General features: G+C 72.7%; 18 protein-coding genes. All 18 read right to left on the bottom strand.

Annotated features, from left to right (window positions below; genetic code table 11):
• Nucleotides 1–201 precede the first annotated feature (201 nt).
• The 18 genes from M1D56_RS07890 to rpoZ all read right to left on the bottom strand — a co-directional run bounded on the left by M1D56_RS07890 (nt 202) and on the right by rpoZ (nt 19,972).
• Nucleotides 202–1,659 (bottom strand): glutamate synthase subunit beta, encoded by a 1,458-nt coding sequence (locus tag M1D56_RS07890; RefSeq protein WP_282977696.1) that lies wholly within the window; start codon nt 1,657–1,659, stop codon nt 202–204.
• On the bottom strand, nt 1,652–6,226 hold the full coding sequence (gltB, locus tag M1D56_RS07885; protein WP_456285158.1) for a glutamate synthase large subunit: 4,575 nt from the start codon (nt 6,224–6,226) through the stop codon (nt 1,652–1,654). Before gltB ends, M1D56_RS07890 begins: the two co-directional genes overlap by 8 nt.
• Before the next feature lie 123 nt (nt 6,227–6,349).
• The gene (lgt, locus tag M1D56_RS07880; RefSeq protein ID WP_456285157.1) at nt 6,350–7,324 is read right to left on the bottom strand and encodes a prolipoprotein diacylglyceryl transferase; all 975 of its coding nucleotides are present in this window, start codon (nt 7,322–7,324) and stop codon (nt 6,350–6,352) included.
• A 10-nt stretch (nt 7,325–7,334) separates the two neighbouring features.
• On the bottom strand, nt 7,335–8,141 hold the full coding sequence (gene trpA, locus M1D56_RS07875; protein ID WP_421075502.1) for a tryptophan synthase subunit alpha: 807 nt from the start codon (nt 8,139–8,141) through the stop codon (nt 7,335–7,337).
• On the bottom strand, nt 8,138–9,346 hold the full coding sequence (trpB, locus tag M1D56_RS07870; protein WP_282977692.1) for a tryptophan synthase subunit beta: 1,209 nt from the start codon (nt 9,344–9,346) through the stop codon (nt 8,138–8,140). Before trpB ends, trpA begins: the two co-directional genes overlap by 4 nt.
• Entirely contained in the window at nt 9,343–10,149 is an 807-nt protein-coding gene (gene trpC, locus M1D56_RS07865; RefSeq protein ID WP_324011326.1) for an indole-3-glycerol phosphate synthase TrpC, read from the bottom strand. The genes trpB and trpC overlap by 4 nt, the downstream gene beginning before the upstream one ends.
• Nucleotides 10,149–10,379, bottom strand: coding sequence for a DUF6704 family protein (locus M1D56_RS07860; protein ID WP_271171807.1), 231 nt, complete (start codon nt 10,377–10,379; stop codon nt 10,149–10,151). The genes trpC and M1D56_RS07860 overlap by 1 nt, the downstream gene beginning before the upstream one ends.
• 71 nt (nt 10,380–10,450) lie before the next feature.
• Entirely contained in the window at nt 10,451–11,074 is a 624-nt protein-coding gene (locus M1D56_RS07855; RefSeq protein ID WP_456285156.1) for a Trp biosynthesis-associated membrane protein, read from the bottom strand.
• Nucleotides 11,071–11,445: a phosphoribosyl-AMP cyclohydrolase gene (hisI, locus tag M1D56_RS07850; protein WP_271171805.1), complete on the bottom strand. Its 375-nt coding sequence runs from the start codon at nt 11,443–11,445 to the stop codon at nt 11,071–11,073. Before hisI ends, M1D56_RS07855 begins: the two co-directional genes overlap by 4 nt.
• Nucleotides 11,442–12,203 carry an imidazole glycerol phosphate synthase subunit HisF gene (gene hisF / locus M1D56_RS07845; protein ID WP_271171804.1) on the bottom strand — a complete coding sequence of 254 codons (762 nt, stop codon included), beginning with the start codon at nt 12,201–12,203 and terminating at the stop codon, nt 11,442–11,444. The genes hisI and hisF overlap by 4 nt, the downstream gene beginning before the upstream one ends.
• The gene (gene hisG, locus M1D56_RS07840; protein ID WP_271171803.1) at nt 12,203–13,042 is read right to left on the bottom strand and encodes an ATP phosphoribosyltransferase; all 840 of its coding nucleotides are present in this window, start codon (nt 13,040–13,042) and stop codon (nt 12,203–12,205) included. Before hisG ends, hisF begins: the two co-directional genes overlap by 1 nt.
• A gap of 44 nt (nt 13,043–13,086) precedes the next feature.
• Entirely contained in the window at nt 13,087–13,350 is a 264-nt protein-coding gene (locus M1D56_RS07835) for a phosphoribosyl-ATP diphosphatase (protein WP_271171802.1), read from the bottom strand.
• Nucleotides 13,351–13,359: 9 nt separating this feature from the next.
• Nucleotides 13,360–14,043: a ribulose-phosphate 3-epimerase gene (rpe, locus tag M1D56_RS07830; protein ID WP_456285155.1), complete on the bottom strand. Its 684-nt coding sequence runs from the start codon at nt 14,041–14,043 to the stop codon at nt 13,360–13,362.
• Between the two features lie 27 nt (nt 14,044–14,070).
• Entirely contained in the window at nt 14,071–15,471 is a 1,401-nt protein-coding gene (locus M1D56_RS07825) for an RsmB/NOP family class I SAM-dependent RNA methyltransferase (RefSeq protein WP_456285154.1), read from the bottom strand.
• Nucleotides 15,468–16,403, bottom strand: a complete 936-nt coding sequence (gene fmt, locus M1D56_RS07820) for a methionyl-tRNA formyltransferase (protein WP_456285153.1) — start codon at nt 16,401–16,403, stop codon at nt 15,468–15,470. Before fmt ends, M1D56_RS07825 begins: the two co-directional genes overlap by 4 nt.
• Nucleotides 16,404–16,416: 13 nt before the next feature.
• On the bottom strand, nt 16,417–18,393 hold the full coding sequence (locus M1D56_RS07815) for a primosomal protein N' family DNA-binding protein (RefSeq protein WP_456285152.1): 1,977 nt from the start codon (nt 18,391–18,393) through the stop codon (nt 16,417–16,419).
• 16 nt (nt 18,394–18,409) lie between these two features.
• Nucleotides 18,410–19,600, bottom strand: coding sequence for a methionine adenosyltransferase (gene metK, locus M1D56_RS07810; RefSeq protein ID WP_271171797.1), 1,191 nt, complete (start codon nt 19,598–19,600; stop codon nt 18,410–18,412).
• A gap of 117 nt (nt 19,601–19,717) precedes the next feature.
• Nucleotides 19,718–19,972, bottom strand: coding sequence for a DNA-directed RNA polymerase subunit omega (gene rpoZ, locus M1D56_RS07805; protein ID WP_156241330.1), 255 nt, complete (start codon nt 19,970–19,972; stop codon nt 19,718–19,720).
• Between the last annotated feature and the right edge of the window lie 26 nt (nt 19,973–19,998).

Here is a 19,998-nt window from a genome sequence, read left to right as displayed (position 1 = left end):
AAGCTTGCCTTCCGCACTGCTTGCTTCTTCTGTTGTGGACGCATCCGCGTCCGTCGGGTCGATGGGCGCTCCGCACGAGGCCCATCGCGGTTCCACCGGATGCACACCCCACACTACGCGCACCCGGCCATCCGATTCACGCGCACACGACGGCGGCCGGGAGCATCGTGTGCTCCCGGCCGCCGTCCACGCGTGTCGGAGTCAGACGCCGATGGCGACGTCGGTCGGGCGGACCGGCGCCGGCAGCTGCGTCTCGCCCATGAGGAAGGCGTCGACCTCGGCGGCCACCGAGCGGCCCTCGGCGATCGCCCACACGATGAGCGACTGGCCGCGGCCGGCGTCGCCCGCGACGAACACGCCGGGCGCGGTCGCCTGGAACGACGCGTCGCGATCGACGTTCCCGCGCGAGGTGAACTGCGCCTGCAGCTGCGCCTCGAGGTGCTCGCGCTCGGGGCCCGTGAAGCCCATCGCGATGAGGACGAGGTCAGCGGGGATCTCGCGCTCGGTGCCGGGCTTGGGCACGCGACGGCCGTCGACGAACTGCGTCTCCGCGACGACGAGACCGCGGACCTCGCCCGCGTCGTTGGCCACGAACTCGACCGTCGAGGCCAGGTAGTGGCGCTCGCCGCCCTCCTCGTGCGCCGACGAGACCTCGAACACCTGCGGCATCATCGGCCACGGCTGGTGCTCAGGGCGGTCGTCGGACGGCCGCTTGCCGATCGCGAGGTTCGTCACGCTCAGCGCGCCCTGGCGGTGCGCCGTGCCGATGCAGTCCGCGCCGGTGTCGCCGCCGCCGATGACGACGACGTGCTTGCCCTCGGCTGAGATCTGGTTCGCGACCTGGTCGCCCGCGACGACCTTGTTCGACTCGACGAGGTACTCCATCGCGAAGTGCACGCCGTCGAGCTCGCGACCCGGGATCGGCAGGTCGCGCGGCACCGTGGCGCCCGTGGCGACCACGACGGCGTCGTAGCGCGCGCGGAGGTCGTCCCACGTGATGTCCACGCCGATCTCGACGCCCGCCCGGAAGCGCGTGCCCTCGTCCTGCATCTGGCGCAGGCGCGCCTCGAGGTGCCGCTTCTCCATCTTGAAGTCGGGGATGCCGTAGCGCAGGAGGCCGCCGATGCGGTCGTCGCGCTCGTACACGGCGACCGTGTGGCCCGCGCGCGTCAGCTGCTGAGCTGCCGCGAGCCCCGCGGGGCCCGAGCCGACCACCGCGACGGTCTTGCCGGTGAGGCGCGCCGGCGGCTTGGGCTCGACCCACCCGTTGGCGAACGCCTCGTCGATCGTCGAGACCTCGATCTGCTTGATCGTGACGGCCGGCTGGTTGATGCCGAGCACGCACGCGCTCTCGCAGGGCGCAGGGCACAGACGCCCGGTGAACTCCGGGAAGTTGTTCGTCGCGTGCAGGCGCTCGATCGCGGTGCGGCCCTCGCCGCGCCACATGAGGTCGTTCCACTCCGGGATGAGGTTGCCCAGCGGGCATCCCTGGTGGCAGAACGGCACGCCGCAGTCCATGCAGCGCCCGGCCTGGCGGCGGAGCACGGCCGAGTCGCCCGGCTCGTACACCTCCTTCCAGTCGAGGATGCGCACGGGCACCGGCCGGCGAGCGGGCAGCTCGCGCTCGGTGATCTTCAGAAAGCCCTTCGGGTCAGCCACCCGTCACCTCCATGATGCGGTTCCAGACGACGTCGCCGTCGGGGTCGAGTCCCTCGGCCTCGGCCGCCTGACGCGTCTCGAGCACGGCGGCGTAGTCGCGCGGGAGGACCCGCACGAACTCCTCGACGGCGTTCTCGAAGTCGTCGAGCATGCGCTGGGCCAGCTCGGACTCGGTCTCCGCGACGTGCTGCTGGAGCAGATCGCGCAGGATCTCGGCGTCGCCGGATCCGAGGGGGCCGAGCGTGAGCTCGCCCGATGCGAGAGCCTCGCGGTTCACGAGCTTCTCGTCGAGGCGGTGGACGTAGGCGGTCCCGCCCGACATGCCGGCGCCGAGGTTGCGCCCCGTGCGGCCCAGGATGACCGCGAGGCCGCCGGTCATGTACTCGAGCGCGTGGTCGCCCACGCCCTCGACGACCGCGGTCGCGCCGGAGTTGCGCACGAAGAAGCGCTCGCCGACCATGCCGCGCAGGAAGAGGGTCCCCTGCGTGGCGCCGTAGCCGATGACGTTGCCGGCGATGACGTTCTCGGCGGCGTCGAATGTCGCGCCGCGCGCGGGGCGCACGACGATCTGGCCGCCCGAGAGGCCCTTGCCGACGTAGTCGTTCGAGTCGCCCTCGAGGCGCAGCGTGATGCCGTTCGGCAGGAACGCCCCGAAGGACTGCCCGGCCGAGCCGGTCAGGTTGACGGTGATCGAGCCGGCCTTGAGACCGTGCTCCCCCTGCGCCTTCGTGACGTGGTGGCCGAGCAGCGTGCCGACCGCGCGCGCGGTGTTCCGCACCGGGAGGTCGATCGTGATCTCTCCCCCGTTCTCGATGACGTCGCGCGCGCGCTCGATGAGCTGCACATCGAAGTGCTCGTCCAGCTCGTGGTCCTGCGCACGGGCGTGGCGGCGCGGCTCGTCGTCCGCGAACGCGGGCCCCTCGAGGACCGGCGACAGGTCGAGACCGTCGGCCTTCCAGTGGTCGATCGCGCGATCCACGTCGAGCACCTCGACGTGGCCGACCGCCTCGTCGATCGAGCGGAAGCCGAGCTCGGCGAGGTACTCGCGCACCTCCTGCGCGATGAACTGCATGAAGTTCACGACGTGCTCGGCCTTGCCCGTGAAGCGGCTGCGCAGCAGCGGGTTCTGGGTCGCGACGCCCACGGGGCACGTGTCCAGGTGGCAGACGCGCATCATGATGCAGCCGCTCACGACGAGCGGCGCCGTCGCGAAGCCGAACTCCTCGGCACCCAGCAGGGCGCCGATGACGACGTCGCGGCCGGTCTTCATCTGGCCGTCGACCTGCACGACGACGCGGTCGCGCATGCCGTTGAGCATGAGCGTCTGCTGCGTCTCGGCGAGACCCAGCTCCCACGGCGTGCCGGCGTGCTTGAGCGAGTTGAGCGGGCTCGCGCCCGTCCCGCCGTCGTGGCCCGACACGAGGATGACGTCGCTGAGCGCCTTCGCGACGCCAGCGGCGACCGCGCCGATGCCCGACTGGCTCACGAGCTTCGTGTGGATGCGCGCCTCGGGGTTCGACCGCTTGAGGTCGAAGATGAGCTGCTTCAGGTCCTCGATCGAGTAGATGTCGTGGTGCGGGGGCGGCGAGATGAGGCCCACGCCCGCGGTCGCGTGCCGCGTGCGCGCGACCCACGGGTACACCTTGCCGGGCGGCAGCTGACCGCCCTCGCCGGGCTTGGCGCCCTGCGCGAGCTTGATCTGGATGTCGTCCGCGTGCGTGAGGTACATGCTCGTGACGCCGAAGCGGCCCGAGGCGACCTGCTTGATGGCGCTGCGGCGCTCGGGATCGAGGAGGCGGTCGACGTCCTCGCCGCCCTCGCCCGTGTTCGACTTCGCGCCGAGGCGGTTCATCGCGATCGCGAGGGTCTCGTGCGCCTCGCGCGAGATGGAGCCGTAGCTCATGGCGCCCGTCGAGAACCGCTTCACGATCTCGGAGACCGGCTCGACCTCGTCGATCGGCACCGGCGGGCGCACCCCCTTCTTGAACGCGAAGAGGCCGCGGAGCGTCTTGAGCTCCTCCGCCTGCTCGTCGACGAGACGGGTGTACTCGCGGAAGATCTCGTAGCTGCCCGTGCGCGTGGAGTGCTGCAGGCGGAAGATCGTCTCGGGCGTGAAGAGGTGCGGCGACCCGTCGCGGCGCCACTGGTACTCGCCGCCGGTCCACAGGCGCTCGTGCGTGCGCACGGCCGGGTCCTCGGGGTACGCGAACGCGTGACGCTCGGCGTTCTCGCGCGCGATGTGCGAGAGCCCGATGCCGCCGATCTTCGACTCGGTCCCGGTGAAGTACTGGTCGACGAACGGCTGCGCGAGGCCCACGGCCTCGAACACCTGCGCGCCCGAGTACGACGACACGGTCGAGATGCCCATCTTGGACATGATCTTCAGCACGCCCTTGCCGAGCGCGTAGATGAGGTTCTTGACGGCCTTCTGCGGCGTGACGCCCGCGATCGCGCCGGAGCGGACGAGGTACTCCACCGTCTCCATGGCGAGGTACGGGTTCACGGCGGTCGCGCCGTAGCCGAGCAGCGTCGCGACGTGGTGCACCTCGCGCACGTCGCCCGCCTCGACCACGAGCCCGACCTTCATCCGGGTCTCGCGGCGGATGAGGTGGTGGTGCACGGCCGAGACCGCGAGCAGCGACGGGATGGGCGCGAGGTCCTGGTTCGAGTCGCGGTCGCTGATGACGATGAACTCCGCGCCGTCCTCGATCGCGCGGTCGGCCTCGGCGCACATCTGCTCGAGGCGCTTCTGCAGGCCCTTCTCGCCCGCCGACACGCGGTAGAGCGAGCGCAGCGTGACCGACGTGCGCCCGGGCAGGGCGCTGTCGATGTGCTGGATCTTCGCGAGCTCGTCGTTGTCGATGACCGGGAAGTCGAGGATGACGCTGCGCGCGTGCTCCGGCCCCCACGAGAGCAGGTTCGGCTCGGGGCCGAGGCCGAGCTTGAGGCTCGTCACGACCTCTTCGCGGATGGAGTCGAGCGGCGGGTTCGTGACCTGCGCGAACTGCTGCGTGAAGTAGTCGAACAGCAGGCGCGGGCGCTTGCTGAGCACGGCGATCGGCGTGTCCGACCCCATGGCGCCGAGGGGCTCGACGCCCGTCTGGCCCATGGGGCGCAGGAGGATCCGGACCTCCTCCTCGGTGTAGCCGAAGGTCCGCTGACGGCGCGTGATCGACGCGATCGGGTGCACGAGGTGCTCGCGCTCGGGGAGGTCGGCGAGGCGGACGGTGCCCTTGTCGAGCCACTCCTGCCAGGGCTCGAGCTTCGCGAGCTGGGCCTTGACCTCGTCGTCCGCGATGATGCGGCGCTCGGCGGTGTCGACGACGAACATCGTGCCGGGGCGCAGGCGTCCGCGGCGCTCGATGCGCTCGGGGGCGAAGTCGAGGACGCCCGTCTCCGAGCCGATCACGACGAGGCCGTCCTTCGTCACGGTCCAGCGGCCGGGCCGCAGGCCGTTGCGGTCGAGCGTCGCGCACACGAGCGTGCCGTCGGTCGCGATGAGGGCGGCGGGGCCGTCCCACGGCTCCATCTGGCCCGCGTGGTACTCGTAGAACGCGCGGAGGTCGGGGTCGACGTACGCCTTCTTCTCGTAGGCCTCCGGCACCATCATGAGCATCGCGTGCGGAAGCGAGCGGCCCGTGAGCGTGAGCAGCTCAAGCACCTCGTCGAACGACGCCGAGTCGCTCTCGGTGTCGCTGCAGATCGGCAGGAGCGGGCGGATGTCGCCGAGCAGCTCGCTCTCGAGCTGCGACTGGCGCGCGCGCATCCAGTTGCGGTTGCCGCCGACGGTGTTGATCTCGCCGTTGTGCGCCATCATGCGCAGCGGCTGAGCGAGCGGCCACGACGGGAACGTGTTCGTCGAGTAGCGCGAGTGCACGACGGCGAGCTCGGTCGTGAAGCGCTCGTCCTGCAGGTCGAGGTAGAACGGCTCGAGCTGGAGCGTCGTGACCATGCCCTTGTAGCCGAGGGTGCGGCTCGAGAGCGACACGAAGTAGGCGTCGAGCTCGTGCTGGGCGCGCTTGCGGAGACGGTAGGCGCGGCGGTCGAGGTCGATCCCGGAGAGAGCGGGGCGGCCGTCGACCGGCGCGCTCGTGAGGAAGATCTGCTCGATCGCGGGGCGGGCCTCGCCGGCCAGGCGTCCGAGGTGCTCCGGGTCGACCGGCACCTCGCGCCAGCCGAGGATCGAGAGCCCCTCCTCGGCGGCGATGGCGGCGATGCCGTCCTTCTGCGCGGCGCGCGCCGCGCCGTCCGTCGGGAGGAACGAGAGGCCGGCCGCGTACTCGCCGACGACCGGGAGGTCGAAGTCGACGACCGCGCGGAGGAAGCCGTCGGGCATCTGCGTGAGGATGCCCGCGCCGTCGCCCGTGCCCGCATCGGAGCCGATGGCGCCGCGGTGCTCGAGGTTGCGCAGCGCCTCGAGAGCGAGGTCGACGATGTCGTGCCCCGCCTCGCCGCGCAGGGTCGCGACCATGGCCAGGCCGCAGGCGTCCTTCTCGAACGCCGGGTTGTACATCCCCTGCTTCGGGGGGTACGCGCCGGAGGCTCCGTAAGGGGGCTGGAAGTACATGTGTCTACCGTCCTCGGGGTCGGTTGCGTAGCGCGGGACGACGTTGGCCCAGTGGACGCCGTCTCGCGCGCTCGATCATCCTCGTGCCCTTTCCGAAAGGACAGCAGAGGGGCGGGATCATCGCTACGGTGCTTGTGGCGACGGCTTCAGAGCGGCTTCCGACGCGGGGGGTTCGCTGACATCGACGAAGTCGCCCTGCGATTGTAGCGCGTCCGCGTCGGCCCGCTCGCGGCCCGGTCGGTAGGGGCTGGGCTCGAGGCCCGTGTGCCGCGCCTGCACGACGAGGACGACGGCGCCCACGACGACCGCGGCGATCGCGCCCCAGACGTTCGTGCGCAGGCCGAGGATGATCTCGCTCGGGTCGATGCGGATGGTCTCCCAGACGACGCGGCCCGCGCCGTACCAGATGAGGTAGACCGCGAACAGCCGTCCCCACTGGAACGCGAGGCTCCGGCCGAGCCAGAAGAGCAGGACGACGCCGATGACGTTCCAGACGATCTCGTAGAGGAAGGTCGGGTGGAACAGCGTGTCGTCGGGCAGCCCCGGCGGGAAGGCGGGGTTGTCGGGCTCGATCTCGAGGCCCCAGGGGAGGTCGGTCGGCCAGCCGAACAGCTCGTGGTTGAACCAGTTGCCGAAGCGGCCGAGCGCCTGCGCGAGCAGGAGGCCGGGCGCGAGCGCGTCGGCGAACGTCCAGAACCGGATGCCGGTCCACCGGCAGCCGAGCCACGCGCCGAGCGCGCCGCCCAGCAGCGCGCCGAAGATCGCGATGCCGCCCTCCCAGATCGCCCACACCGAGCCGGGCTCGAGCGGGTTCCACGGGTTGGCGCCCTCGCCGAAGTAGAAGCCCCAGTGCGTGAGCACGTGGTAGGCGCGCGCGCCCACGATCGCGAGCGGCACCGCGAGGAGCGCGATGTCGATGACGACCCACGGCTCCGCCCCGCGCCGCGTGAGACGGCGGTTCGTGATGAGCGTCGCCACGACGATGCCCGTGATGATGCACAGGGCGTAGTAGTGGATTCGCAGCGGGCCGATCTCGAAGAACGACTCCGGGGGGCTGGGGATGCTCGCGACGACGCTCGTCAGGGCGGAGGACAGCATGATCGAGAGTCTAATTCCTCTCGGGTGCGGCTCCGTGACGCACGGTGCCCGCCGCGAGCTCGCGGGTCTTCTCGGCGAGGCCCTCGACCCCGCCGTCCCGCAGCGCGCGCACGAGGGCGGTGCCCACGATCGCGCCGTCGGCATACTCCACGATGCTCGCGATGTGCTCGGCGCTCGAGACGCCGATGCCGACGCACGCGCGTGCGGCGCCGTGCGCGCGCAGGCGGCCCACGAGCGCCCTGGCGGCCTTGTCGAGCTCCGCGCGCTCCCCCGTGATCCCCATGGTCGAGACGGTGTAGACGAAGCCCGTCGTCGCGCCGACGATGAGATCGAGCCGGTCGTCGGTCGAGGTCGGCGCCGCGAGGAACACGCGGTCCAGTCCCGTGCGCTCGGACGCGGCGATCCAGTCGGCCGCGGCGTCCGGCGTGATGTCCGGCGTGATGAGCCCCGCGCCGCCCGCGGCGCGCACCTCGTCGGCGTAGCGGTCGACCCCGCGCTGGACGACGAGGTTCCAGTACGTCATGACGAGCACGGGCACATCGGTGCGCGCCGTGATCTCGCGCAGCGCCGTGAAGAGGTGCTCGGTGCGGAAGCCCGCCTCGAGCGCCGCGTTCGTCGCCTCCTGGATGATGGGGCCGTCCATCACGGGGTCGCTGTAGGGCGGGCCCAGCTCGATGATGTCGACGCCGTTCTCGGCGAGGGCGACGGCCGCGTCGATGCTCGTCTGCAGGTCGGGGAACCCCACAGGGAGGTAGCCGATGAAGGCTCCTCGTCCGTCGGCAGCGGCCCGGGCGATCGCGTCCTCGACACGGCTCACGCGTCGGCTCCCTCGTCGTAGAGGCCGAACCAGCGGGCGGCCGTGTCCATGTCCTTGTCGCCGCGGCCGGAGAGGCACACCGCGAGCACGGCGTCCGGCCCGAGCTCGCGCCCGATCCGCAGCGCGCCGGCGAGCGCATGGGCCGACTCGATCGCGGGGATGATGCCCTCGGTCCGGCTCAGCAGGCGCAGCGCGTCCATCGCCTCGGCGTCGGTCGCGGGGATGTACTCCGCGCGCCCGATCGAGGCGAGCCACGAGTGCTCGGGGCCGACGCCGGGATAGTCCAGGCCGGCGGAGATCGAGTGCGACTCGACGGTCTGGCCGTCCTCGTCCTGCAGCACGAAGGTGCGCGCGCCGTGCAGGACGCCCGGACGACCGCGCTCGATCGACGCGGCGTGACGCGGGGTGTCGACGCCGTCGCCTGCCGCCTCGACGCCGAAGAGCCGCACGCCGGGGTCGTCGATGAACGCGTCGAACATGCCGATCGCGTTCGATCCGCCTCCGACGCACGCCAGGACGGCGTCGGGCAGGCGCCCGACGCGCTCGAGGAGCTGCGCGCGCGCCTCGTCGGAGATGATCTTCTGGAAGTCGCGGACCATCGCGGGGAACGGGTGCGGGCCCGCGGCCGTGCCGAAGATGTAGTTCGTCGTCTCGACGCTCGACACCCACTCGCGGTACGCCTCGTTGATCGCGTCCTTGAGGGTGCGCGAGCCGGTCTTGACGGCCACGACCTCGGCGCCCAGCAGGCGCATGCGCGCCACGTTGAGCGCCTGGCGCTCGGTGTCGACCTCGCCCATGTAGATGCGGCACTCGAGCCCGAAGAGCGCGGCCGCGGTCGCCGTGGCGACGCCGTGCTGGCCGGCGCCCGTCTCGGCGATCACGCGCGTCTTGCCGAGCCGCCTCGTGAGCAGCGCCTGGCCGAGGACGTTGTTGATCTTGTGACTGCCCGTGTGGTTGAGATCCTCGCGCTTGAGGAAGATGCGGGCGCCGCCCGCATGCTCCGCGAAGCGCGGCACCTCCGTGAGGGCCGACGGGCGGCCGGCGTAGTCCGCGAGGAGCGCGTTCAGCTCTGCGTGGAAGGCGGGGTCGGCCATCGCCTCCTCGTGCGCGACCGCGAGCTCGTCGATCGCCGCGATGAGCGACTCGGGCATGTAGCGCCCGCCGAAGTCGCCGAAGAACGGGCCGGGCTGCTCGCGAAGGCTCATGCGCGCCTCTCCCCTGCTGCGAAGTCGCCGGCGGCGAGGAACGCGCCGAGCGTGGAAACCGGGTCGCCCGTGACGAGCGCTTCGCCCACGAGCACGACATCCGCGCCTGCCTCGCGGTAGTGCGCGACGTCATCGGGAGCGAGCACCGCCGACTCGGCGATGCGGATCGCGCCGGCGGGGAAGCCGTCGACGAGCCGCCCGAACAGGTCGCGGTCGAGCTCGAAGGTCGACAGGTCGCGTGCGTTCACGCCGATGAGATCGGCGCCCAGATCCGCGGCGCGCGCGACCTCCTCGGCGGAGTGGGCCTCGACGAGGGGCGTCATCCCGAGCTCGATCGTGAGCCGGTAGAGCTCCTCGAGCACGGGCTGCTCGAGCGCCGCCACGATGAGCAGCACGATGTCGGCGCCGGCCGCGCGGGCCTCGAGCACCTGGTACGGCGTCGCGATGAAGTCCTTGCGGAGCACCGGGAGCGAGACGCGGGCGCGCACCGCCGCGAGGTCGGCGAGACTGCCCTTGAACCGGCGCTGCTCGGTGAGCACCGAGATGGCCGACGCTCCGCCCTGCTCGTACAGCCCCGCCTGCAGCGCGGGGTCGGGGATCGCGGCGAGGTCGCCGCGCGAGGGGCTCGCGCGCTTCACCTCGGCGATGATCTTCACCCGGGCGTCGGGACGGAGCGCGGAGACGACGTCGAGCGCAGGCGCCTGTGCGGCGGCTGCGCTCTCGACGACGGCCGAGGGCCGCTCGGCCCTGCGCGCCTCGGCGTCCTCGACGGCCCCGGCCGTGAGCTCGGCCAGGAGCGACATCAGTGCGCCTTGGGCTGGTACTTGGATCCGCCTGCGCCGTAGCCCGCCTTCGTGAGGATGAAGCCCACGATGGGTCCGATCAGGAAGACCGCGGCCGAGGCGATGAGCAGCCACGGCACCCACAGGAACAGCGCGACCGCGGCGACGGAGAGCCCGAGGAGCATGATGAGCACAGCGCTCCAGGCGGCGGGCGAGTGTCCGTGTCCGGGGTCGTCGATCGAGTGGGTCATGTCGTGTCATCCTCCGTGCTGCTGGGAACGTCGTCCAGTCTATCGGGGCCGCGCGCTGGCCCCTGCCGCCGTCAGCGGGTGGGGTCGTCGCCGCGGGACAGGTCGTCCCACGAGTCGATCGCATCGAGCGGGGCGTCGTCGGCCGCGGCCGTGCGGGCGGAGCGCTTCTCGTAGCGGCGCCCCGCGCGCCGCCATGCGTGAGCGGTGCCGAGGGTCCACAGGCCCGCGAGCGCGATGAGCGCGCCCGCGACGATGGTCGCCGCCGGCCACGGGGTGAGGGCCATCCCCTGCACGAGGTCCTCGATCGCCGACTCCCCGGCGATGCCGGTGTGCTCGGTGACGACGGCCGACGCCGCCGTCGCGCGCGGTGCCGCCACGAGCGCGGCGCTCAGCCACGCGATCCCCCCGCCGGCCGCGACCGCGAGCGCCGCGAGGACGTAGCGGACGACCGGGCCCACGATCGCGAGCACGAGCGACAGCGCGAGGGCCGCGAGCGAGAGTGGCTGGAGCACCGAGACCGCCTCGGAGCCGGCGACCGGGAGCGTCGTGCCGGCGACCGAGGCGGTGAGCCACGTCTGCGTCGATCCGATCAGCGCGAGCGCCGCGCCCGAGAGCGCCGCGAGCACCGCGATCATCCGCCCGCGCCGCGCGAGCGCCCCCTCGCCGGGTGCCGCGCCCATCCGCCCGTCGGTCATCCGACCACCGGGTGGAGGTCGCGGTCGCCCACCTCGGGGCGGGAGGTGTCGCTGTCGAAGCACGTGCGCGTGTTCGTGTGGCACGCGGGCCCGATCTGGTCGATCTCGAGCAGGACGACGTCGCCGTCGCAGTCGAGCTTCGCGCCCTTGACGATCTGGATGTGCCCGGACGTGTCGCCCTTGCGCCAGTACTCGCGCCGCGACCGCGACCAGTACGTCACCCGTCCCGAGGTCAGCGTGCGGCGCAGGGCCTCGGCGTCCATCCACGCGAGCATCAGCACCTCGCGCGTGTCCCACTGCTGCACGATCGCGGGGACGAGCCCGTCGGGGCCGAACGCCACGCGCGCGATGCGGTCGTCGACCTCGCTCATCGCGTCTCGATCCCGTCGGCGCGCAGCGCCTGCTTGACCTCGCCGATCGTCATCTGGCCCGAGTGGAAGACGCTGGCCGCGAGCACCGCGTCGGCGCCCGCGCGCACGGCGGGCGCGAAGTGCGACACGTCGCCTGCCCCGCCCGACGCGATCACGGGCACGCTCGCGAGCTCGCGCATGAGCCCCACGAGCTCGAGGTCGAAGCCGGCCTTCGTGCCGTCGGCGTCGATCGAGTTCACGAGCAGCTCGCCCGCGCCGCGCTCGATCGCCTCGCGCGCCCACGCGAGCGCGTCGAGGTCGGTCTCCTTCTTGCCGCCGTGCGTCGTCACGACGAACCCGGAGGGCGTTCGGGGCGAGCGCTTGACATCGAGCGAGAGGACGAGCGCCTGCGCGCCGAACCGGTCGGCGATCTCGTCCAGCAGCCCGGGGCGGGCGATCGCGGCCGAGTTGACGCCCACCTTGTCGGCGCCCACGCCCTGGAGCCGCGCGACGTCGTCGACCGAGCGGACGCCGCCGCCCACCGTGAGCGGGATGAAGACCTCCTCGGCCGTGCGCCGCACGACATCGTAGGTCGTGGCGCGCTCGTCGACCGTCGCCGTGACGTCGAGGAAGGTGAGCTCGTCGGCGCCCTGCTCGAAGTACCGGCGGGCGAGCTCGACGGGGTCGCCCATCTCGCGGAGGTTCTCGAAGTTGACGCCCTTGACGACGCGGCCGCCGGCCACGTCGAGGCACGGGATGACCCGGGTGACGACGCTCATCAGAGGCGCGCGTTGTGGATGGCCGTGACGAGGATCGCGCGCGCGCCGATGCCGTAGAGCTCGTCCATCACGCGGTTCACGCCGCGGCGCGGGACCATGACGCGCACGGCCACCCACTCGGGGTCGCGCAGCGGCGACACGGTGGGCGACTCGATGCCGGAGGCGATCTCCACGGCGCGGTCGACGAGCGCCGCGGGGAGGTCGTAGTCGAGCATGACGTACTGCCGGGCGACCATCACGCCGCGCAGGCGGCGCAGGAGCGTCTCGATGCCCGCGTGCTCGCGCGGGCCCTGGATGAGGACGGCCTCGGACTCGAGGATCACGGGCCCGAAGATGTCGAGTCCGGCCTGCCGGAGGGTCGTGCCGGTCTCGACGACGTCGGCGATCGCGTCGGCGACGCCGAGCTCGACGGCCGACTCCACGGCGCCGTCCAGCGGCACGAGGTCGGCGGCGACGCCGTGGCTGTCGAGGAACGAGTCGACGAGCCCGGGGTACGACGTCGCGATGCGCGCGCCGTCGAGATCGGCCACGCCCGCGAAGCGCCCGGGAGGGGCGGCGAAGCGGAACGTCGACGTCGCGAAGCCGAGCGTCTCGATCTCCCGGGCGGACATCCGCACGTCCAGGAGCAGGTCGCGGCCGGTGATGCCGACGTCGAGCGCACCGGCGGAGACGTACGTGGCGATGTCGCGCGGGCGCAGGTAGAAGAACTCGACGTCGTTGGCGGCGTCGATGAGGTGCAGCGACTTCGAGTCGCGGCGACCGGCGTAGCCGGCCTCCGCGAGCATCTCGGCGGCGGTCTCGGAGAGCGAGCCCTTGTTGGGAACGGCGATGCGGAGCATGCGAGGTCTTTCGATCGGGGTGTCAGACGGATGAGCGGTGCGGCTCACAGATGTCGGTACACGTCCTCGAGGGTGAGGCCCTTCGCGAGCATGAGCACCTGGAGGTGGTACAGCAGCTGCGAGATCTCCTCCGCGGCCTCGGCGTCGGACTCGTACTCCGCGGCCATCCACACCTCGGCGGCCTCTTCCACGATCTTCTTGCCGATGAAGTGGATGCCGGCGTCGAGCTCCTTGACGGTCCCGGAGCCCTCCGGACGCGTCTGGGCCTTCTCAGCCAGCTCGGCGAACAGGTCGTCGAAGTTCTTCACCCGTCAAGGCTACCGGTTCGCGTGCACGTGCTCCGCGGCGAGGGCGCGGAGGTCGGCGATCGCGACGTCGATGTCGGCGGCGCCGAACACCGCGGAGCCCGCGACGAACGTGTCGGCGCCGGCCTCGGCGGCCTGCGCGATCGTGGACTCGGAGATGCCGCCGTCCACCTGGAACCACACCGGCGCCCCGACGCGACGCGCCTCCTCGGCGAGCGCCCGGAGCTTGGGCATCATCTCGGGCATGAACGACTGGCCGCCGAACCCGGGCTCGACCGTCATCACGAGGATCTGGTCGAACTCGTGCAGGTGCTCGTAGAGGGCGTCGGCCGGCGTGCCGGGCTTGAGGGCGACACCGGCCCTCGCGCCGATGCCGCGCAGGCGGCGGGCGAGCGCGACCGGGTCGTGCGACGCCTCGAGGTGGAACGTCACCGACGCCGCCCCCAGCTCGGCGTAGCCCGGCGCCCACCGGTTCGCATCCGTGATCATGAGGTGGACGTCGAGCGGCACGGGGCTCGTCTCCTGGATGCGCTGCACCATCTGCGGTCCGAACGTGAGGTTCGGCACGAAGTGGTTGTCCATGACGTCCACATGCACGAAGTCGGCCGTCGCGATCCGCTCGAGGTCGGCCTGCATGTTGACGAAGTCGGCGGACAGGATGCTCGGGTTGATGCGCGGCGCGCCGGGGAGTGTCACCCGGCCATTATCGCGCGCCGCGGCGGGTCACCGCCTCCGCAGGAGCGCGAGGAACATCGCGTCGGTCCCGTGCCGATGCGGCCACAGCTGCGCGTGGCCCGACCCGTCTACCGGGGCGGGGAGGTCGAGGGGCGTGCGGGCGACCGCCTGCAGCGCGGCGCGGGCGTCGAGCTCCTCGACGTCGGATCCGCGTCGCTCGACGACCTCGCGCACGATCGCCGCCGTCTCCGCGAGATGCGGGGAGCACGTCACGTACGCGACCGTGCCGCCCGGCGCGAGCGCGGTGACCGCGGCGTCGAGCAGCTGTGCCTGGATGGCGGCGAGCTCGGCGACATCGGACGGCTGCTTGCGCCACCGCGCCTCCGGCCGCCGACGGAGAGCGCCGAGCCCCGTGCACGGCGCGTCGACGAGGATCCGGTCGAACGAGCCGGGCTGGGCGGCAGCGAGCTCCCGCCCGTCCCTCTCGTGCACGACGACCTCGAGCGGCACAGGGGCGAGCGCCCTGCGCACGAGGCCGGCCCGCGCGGGCACGACCTCGTTCGCCTCGAGGCGCGCGCCGCCCGCGAGCGCCTCCGCGGCGAGGAGCGCGGTCTTGCCGCCCGGGCCCGCGCACAGGTCGAGCCACCGCTCGCCTGGCGCGACCGGTGCGAGGCGCGACAGCGCGAGCGCGACGAGCTGCGAGCCCTCGTCCTGCACGCGCAGGGCTCCGGCCGATGCGCGCACGAGGGGCTCGGGATCGCCGCCGCCCAGGCGGAAGCCCACCGGGGAGTGCGGCGTCGGCTCGCCCTGCGCCTCCGCGAGACCGGGCAGCGCCGCCATCGTCACCGACGGCGAGGCGTTGTCGGCCGCGAGCAGCGCGTCGAGCTCGGTCTCGCGCCCCTCGGCCGCGAGGGCGCGCCGCAGCGCGCGGATCACCCACACCGGGTGCGCGGACGCGATCGCGAGGCGCTCGTCGTCGGATCGGGCCGACGCGGCCGCCCGGTCGGTCCACGAGGCGAGATCGTCCTGGCCGATCCTCCGCAGCACGGCATTCGCGAAGCCCGCGGCGCGCGGCCCCGCCTCGTCGCGCACGAGCTGGACCGACTCGTTGACGGCGGCATGCGGCGCCACGCGCGTCGCGAGGAGCTGGTGCGCGCCGAGGCGCAGGGCATCGAGCACGGGCGCATCGATCGCATCCGGCTCGCGATCGGCTGCGAGCCGGATGATCGCGTCGTACGTCCCGAGACGGCGGAGCGTGCCGTACGCGAGCTCGGTCGCGAGGCCCGCGTCGGGTCCTGTGAGGCCCGCGCGCTCGATCTCGCGCGGCAGCAGGAGGTTCGCGTACGCGTCGGACGACGACACCGCGCGCAGCACGGCGAACGCGACCTGGCGGGCCGGCTGCACCCGGACGACGGTGCGGCGGTCGCCGCGGCGTGGTGCGGCGCTCATACGCCCAGCCGCGCCGTCTCGCGCAGCCCCCGGAACCAGTCGGCCGCGGCCATCGCCCCCTTGCCCGCCGGCTGGACGCGGGTTAGCAGAAGCGGCTCGGTCCCGGTGCCGACGAGGACGCCGTCCTTCGCCGCCGCGGTCTCCCCCGGCGCGAGCGGCGCGCCCGCGCCCGCCCTCGCCATCCGCAGGACCTTGAAGCGCGCGCCGTCGAGCGTCGTGTGCGCGCCCGGCTCGGGCGTCACGCCCCGGTACCGCGCGAACACGCGGTCCGCGGGCTCGGTCCACTCGAGGAGGCCGTCGGCGAGCTCGAGCTTGGGTGCCGGGGTCGGGTCGCCCTCCTGCGGCCTCGCCTGCGCGTTCCCCGCGGCGATCGTCGACACGACGTCGACGAGCTGCGCCGCGCCGGCCTCGGCGAGGACCGCGAGGGCCTCCCCCGCCGTCGCGTCGTCGGCAAGCGGCACGGCCTCCTGCGCGTAGACGTCGCCCGCGTCGAGCTCGCGCACGAGCTGGAACACGGCGGTCCCGAGCTCGGCGTCGCCCGCGATGAGCGCGTGCTGCACGGGGGCGGCCCCGCGCCAGCGCGGCAGGAGCGAGAAGTGGAGGTTGATCCATCCGTGCCGCGGAGCCGACAGGAGGGGCTCGCGCACCAGGCCGCCGTAGGCGACGACGACGGCGAGCTCGGGGGCCAGAGCGGTGATCGCGTCGGTCGCATCGGCGTCGAGGCGCGCGGCCCTGATCACGCGCAGGCCGAGCTCGTCGGCCGCCTGCGCGACGGGCGACGGGGTGAGCACGCGCTTGCGGCCGAGCGGCGCGTCGGGGCGCGTGACGACGGCCGCGATGTCGTGACCCGCCGCGTGCAGGGCGCGCAGCGAGGGCACGGCGACGTCGGGGGTGCCGGCGAACACGAGCCGGAGCGGGCGAGGGGAGGTCATGACGGCTGGTCCTTCAGAGCTCGGGGTCGGCGATGTCGACGCGCACTGCGAGTGTATTGCGGGCCGCCTTGCGGCTTCGTGAGTCCTTCGCGCGGCCGCGGGCCTTCATGGCCGCCGCGACGACCGACGCGCGCAGCGACCGGGTCACCGCCGGTCCGCGGCCGTAGTCGAAGCGGATGAGCGCGCGCGAGCCCGGATACCCGTCGCGATCGATCGGCACCGGCCCGAGGATCGCGTCGAGCGGGAGCCCCGGCACGTCCTCCGCGAGCGAGCGGAGCGCCGCGTCGACGGCCGACGTGTCGCCCTCCAGCCGGGCCACGCGCGAGGCCGGCGGCATGCGCAGGGGCGCGCGCTCGCCGAGCTCCAGCCGGGCGTAGTGCGGCTGCGTCCAGCTCGCGAGGGCTCGGCCGACCGGCCCCGTCACCCCGACGAGATGCACGGGCGCGTCGGGCGCCGCGAGGGCCGCGGCGTTCGACCACCAGCGCAGGCAGTGCTCGCCGATCCTGAGGTCGGGCGCCTGGAGCATGCGGTCGCCGTCCAGGAGGAGCACGGCGCGGTAGCCGCCCGGCGCGAGCGGCTCGGCGCCGCGCGTCGCGACGACGAGCGCCGGCCGGTCGTCGACCTCCCGGACGGGATGCGCGCTGTCGGCCACGACGACCCGCGCACCGGGGAACGCGCGACCGAGCTCGTCGGCCGTGCGCTCGCTGCCCGATGACGCGAGCCGGAGCCGCGTCGATGAGCACTGCGGGCAGGACCACGCATGAGCCGACCGCCCGCACCACGCGCACACGGGCGTCGCACCGCGCGCTCGCGCGTGGAGCGGTCCTCCGCAGTGGGCGCAGCGCGTCGGCGTGCGGCAGTCCGCGCACACGAGCGACGGCGCATAGCCCGGACGCGCGACCTGGACGAGCACGGGTCCCTCGGCGATCGCCTCGCGCACGGCGCGGAAGCTCGCCGACGGGATGCGCGCGGCGACCTGCTCGTGCTCGGGAGCCGTGCTGAGCACCACGCGCGGCGCGATCCGGCGCGGCGCCTGCACCTCCCCGACGAACCCGATCGACACGAGCCGCTCGACGTCGGTCGTCCGCGTGTGCCCGGCGAACAGGAGCGCGCAGCCGTCGATGCTCTGACGCACGAGAGCGACGTCGCGCGCGTGGGCGTACGGCGCGAGCGGCTCCTCGAGCAGGGGGTCGCCGTCGTCCCAGATCGCGACGAGCCCCGCGTCGCTCACGGGTGCGTAGACGGCCGAGCGGTTGCCGATCACGATGCACGGCGCGGCCTCGAGCGTGCGCAGGTATCCCGCGTAGCGCTCGGGGCCGGACTGACCCGCATCGTGGCGGACGATCGCCCCGTCCGGGACCAGCGGGAGGAGCTGCTCCTGCAGGAGGTCGAGATCTCGGTGGTCGGGGACCGCGACGATCGCCGAGCGTCCGGCGGCGAGCATCGTGGCGGCGGCGGCCGCGAGCAGGCGCGCCCACGCCGGCCGGCCGTCGACGAGCCGCGGCGGCGCATCCACCGCGACGCGCTCCCCCGCGAGCAGCTGCTCGCGCAGCGTCGGGAACTCCTCGAGCACGGCCTCGGCCCGCCGCCGCTCCGCCGACAGCACCACCGGCGCCGTGCGCGCCTCTGACGCGAGCCACGCCTTCTCGGCCCTCACCATCCGCTTGGGCACGGCGAGGCGCAGGACGTCCGCGGCGGAGCCCGCCGCACGGTCGGCGACCGCGCGCGCGAGACGGTAGAGGCGCTCGGGCAGAACGGGCGCGCTCGAGACGACCTGGTCGATCTCCGACAGCGGCCGGTCGGCATCGTCCTCGTCGTCGATCTCGACGACGAAGCCCTCGACGACCCGCCCGGCCGTCCGCAGGGGCACTTTCACCCGCACGCCCTGCGCGACGTCGTCGAGGAGCTCGCGCGGGATCGCGTAGTCGAAGAGCCGGTCGAGCTGCGGCAGCGGGGAGTCGAGCTGCACGCGCGCGATGCGGCGTGTCATCGCCCGCGTCCCGTCGTCAGAGCCCTGCGGCGCGCCGCAGCTCCTCGACGCGCGTGGTCTGCTCCCAGGTGAAGTCGGGCAGCTCGCGGCCGAAGTGGCCGTACGCGGCGGTCTGCGCGTAGATCGGGCGCAGCAGGTCGAGGTGCTCGATGATCGCCGCGGGGCGCAGGTCGAAGACCTGCTCGATCGCGCGGATGATCACGTCGTCCGAGACCTTGCCCGTCCCGAAGGACTCGACGTACAGGCCCACCGGGTTCGCCTTGCCGATCGCGTACGCGACCTGCACCTCGAGGCGATCGGCGAGTCCCGCCGCCACCGCGTTCTTCGCGACCCACCGCATGGCGTATGCGGCCGAGCGGTCGACCTTCGACGGGTCCTTGCCGCTGAAGGCGCCGCCGCCGTGGCGCGACGCGCCGCCGTACGTGTCGATGATGATCTTGCGCCCCGTGAGGCCCGCGTCGCCCTTCGGACCGCCCGTCACGAACGGCCCTGCGGGGTTGATGTAGAGCTTGACGCCCTCGGCGTCGAGCCCGGTCTGCTCGAGGACGGGGCGGATGACCGACCTCTCGACCTCGTCGCGGAGCTCCTCCTGCGTCATCTTCGGGTGGTGCTGCGTCGAGAGCACGACCGCGTCGATCGTCCGGGGGGTGAATCCCTCGTAGCCGAGCGTGACCTGGGTCTTGCCGTCGGGGCGCAGGAACGGCAGCTCGCCGCTGCGCCGCACCTCCGTGAGGCGCTCGGCGAGCCGGTGCGCCGTCCATGCCGCCATCGGCATGAGCTGCGGGGTCTCGTTCGTGGCGAAGCCGAACATGATGCCCTGGTCTCCCGCTCCGAGCACGTCGAAGCGGTCGATCGAGTCGCCCTCGCGCTGCTCGAGCGCCTTGTCGACGCCGTGCGCGATGTCGCTCGACTGCTCGCCGACCGAGACGCTCACGCCGCACGAGTCTCCGTCGAAGCCCATGTCGCTCGAGGTGTAGCCGATGCGGTTGATCACGCGCCGCACGATCGCGGGGATCTCGACGTAGCCGTCGGTGCGGATCTCGCCCGCGACGTGCACGAGCCCGGTCGTCACGAGCGTCTCGACGGCCACGCGGCTGTCGCGGTCGACCGCCAGGAGCCCGTCGAGGATGCTGTCCGAGATCTGGTCGCAGATCTTGTCGGGGTGTCCTTCGGTGACCGACTCGGACGTGAACAGACGCAGGCTCATGGCGGCTCCAGACGATCGGGCGGGCGCGGCGCCTGCGGGCACCGCGCCCTCCAGTATGACGAGGGCCCCCGACACGCGGTGACGGAGGCCCTGTCGGTGTGACGAGTTCTTACGCGGTCACTCCGCGGGGCGCAGGCGCAGCTTGTCCTGGTGGATCTCGTGCAGCGCGATCGTCAGCGGCTTGTCCTCGACCGACGAGTCGACGAGGGGCCCGACGTTGTCGAACAGGTTCCCCTCGTGGAGGTCCGTGTAGTAGTCGTTGATCTGACGCGCGCGCTTGGCGCCGTAGATCACCAGCTGGTACTTCGAGTCGACCTTGTCGAGAAGCTCGTCGATGGGCGGGTCGATGATGCCCTTGTGCTCACTGCTCATAGCAGTCCTCCTGTTCGGCGACGTCG

It is taken from the genome of Microbacterium sp. JZ101 (assembly GCF_053903175.1).
The sequence above is the reverse complement of the archived record's forward strand: the minus strand, read 5'-3'. Positions and strand labels throughout refer to the sequence as shown.

Excerpts from the sequence above, each read along its gene's own strand:
- lgt (WP_456285157.1), bottom strand. The coding sequence starts at position 7,324 with ATGCTGTCCTCCGCCCTGACGAGCGTCGTCGCGAGCATCCCCAGCCCC.
- metK (WP_271171797.1), bottom strand. The coding sequence starts at position 19,600 with ATGAGCCTGCGTCTGTTCACGTCCGAGTCGGTCACCGAAGGACACCCC.
- M1D56_RS07855 (WP_456285156.1), bottom strand. The coding sequence starts at position 11,074 with ATGACCGACGGGCGGATGGGCGCGGCACCCGGCGAGGGGGCGCTCGCG.
- hisI (WP_271171805.1), bottom strand. The coding sequence starts at position 11,445 with ATGAGCGAGGTCGACGACCGCATCGCGCGCGTGGCGTTCGGCCCCGAC.
- M1D56_RS07860 (WP_271171807.1), bottom strand. The coding sequence starts at position 10,379 with ATGACCCACTCGATCGACGACCCCGGACACGGACACTCGCCCGCCGCC.
- fmt (WP_456285153.1), bottom strand. The coding sequence starts at position 16,403 with ATGACCTCCCCTCGCCCGCTCCGGCTCGTGTTCGCCGGCACCCCCGAC.
- hisF (WP_271171804.1), bottom strand. The coding sequence starts at position 12,203 with ATGAGCGTCGTCACCCGGGTCATCCCGTGCCTCGACGTGGCCGGCGGC.
- trpB (WP_282977692.1), bottom strand. The coding sequence starts at position 9,346 with ATGAGCCTTCGCGAGCAGCCCGGCCCGTTCTTCGGCGACTTCGGCGGG.
- gltB (WP_456285158.1), bottom strand. The coding sequence starts at position 6,226 with ATGTACTTCCAGCCCCCTTACGGAGCCTCCGGCGCGTACCCCCCGAAG.
- rpoZ (WP_156241330.1), bottom strand. The coding sequence starts at position 19,972 with ATGAGCAGTGAGCACAAGGGCATCATCGACCCGCCCATCGACGAGCTT.
- hisG (WP_271171803.1), bottom strand. The coding sequence starts at position 13,042 with ATGCTCCGCATCGCCGTTCCCAACAAGGGCTCGCTCTCCGAGACCGCC.
- trpC (WP_324011326.1), bottom strand. The coding sequence starts at position 10,149 with ATGTCGCTCCTGGCCGAGCTCACGGCCGGGGCCGTCGAGGACGCCGAG.
- M1D56_RS07825 (WP_456285154.1), bottom strand. The coding sequence starts at position 15,471 with ATGAGCGCCGCACCACGCCGCGGCGACCGCCGCACCGTCGTCCGGGTG.
- M1D56_RS07815 (WP_456285152.1), bottom strand. The coding sequence starts at position 18,393 with ATGACACGCCGCATCGCGCGCGTGCAGCTCGACTCCCCGCTGCCGCAG.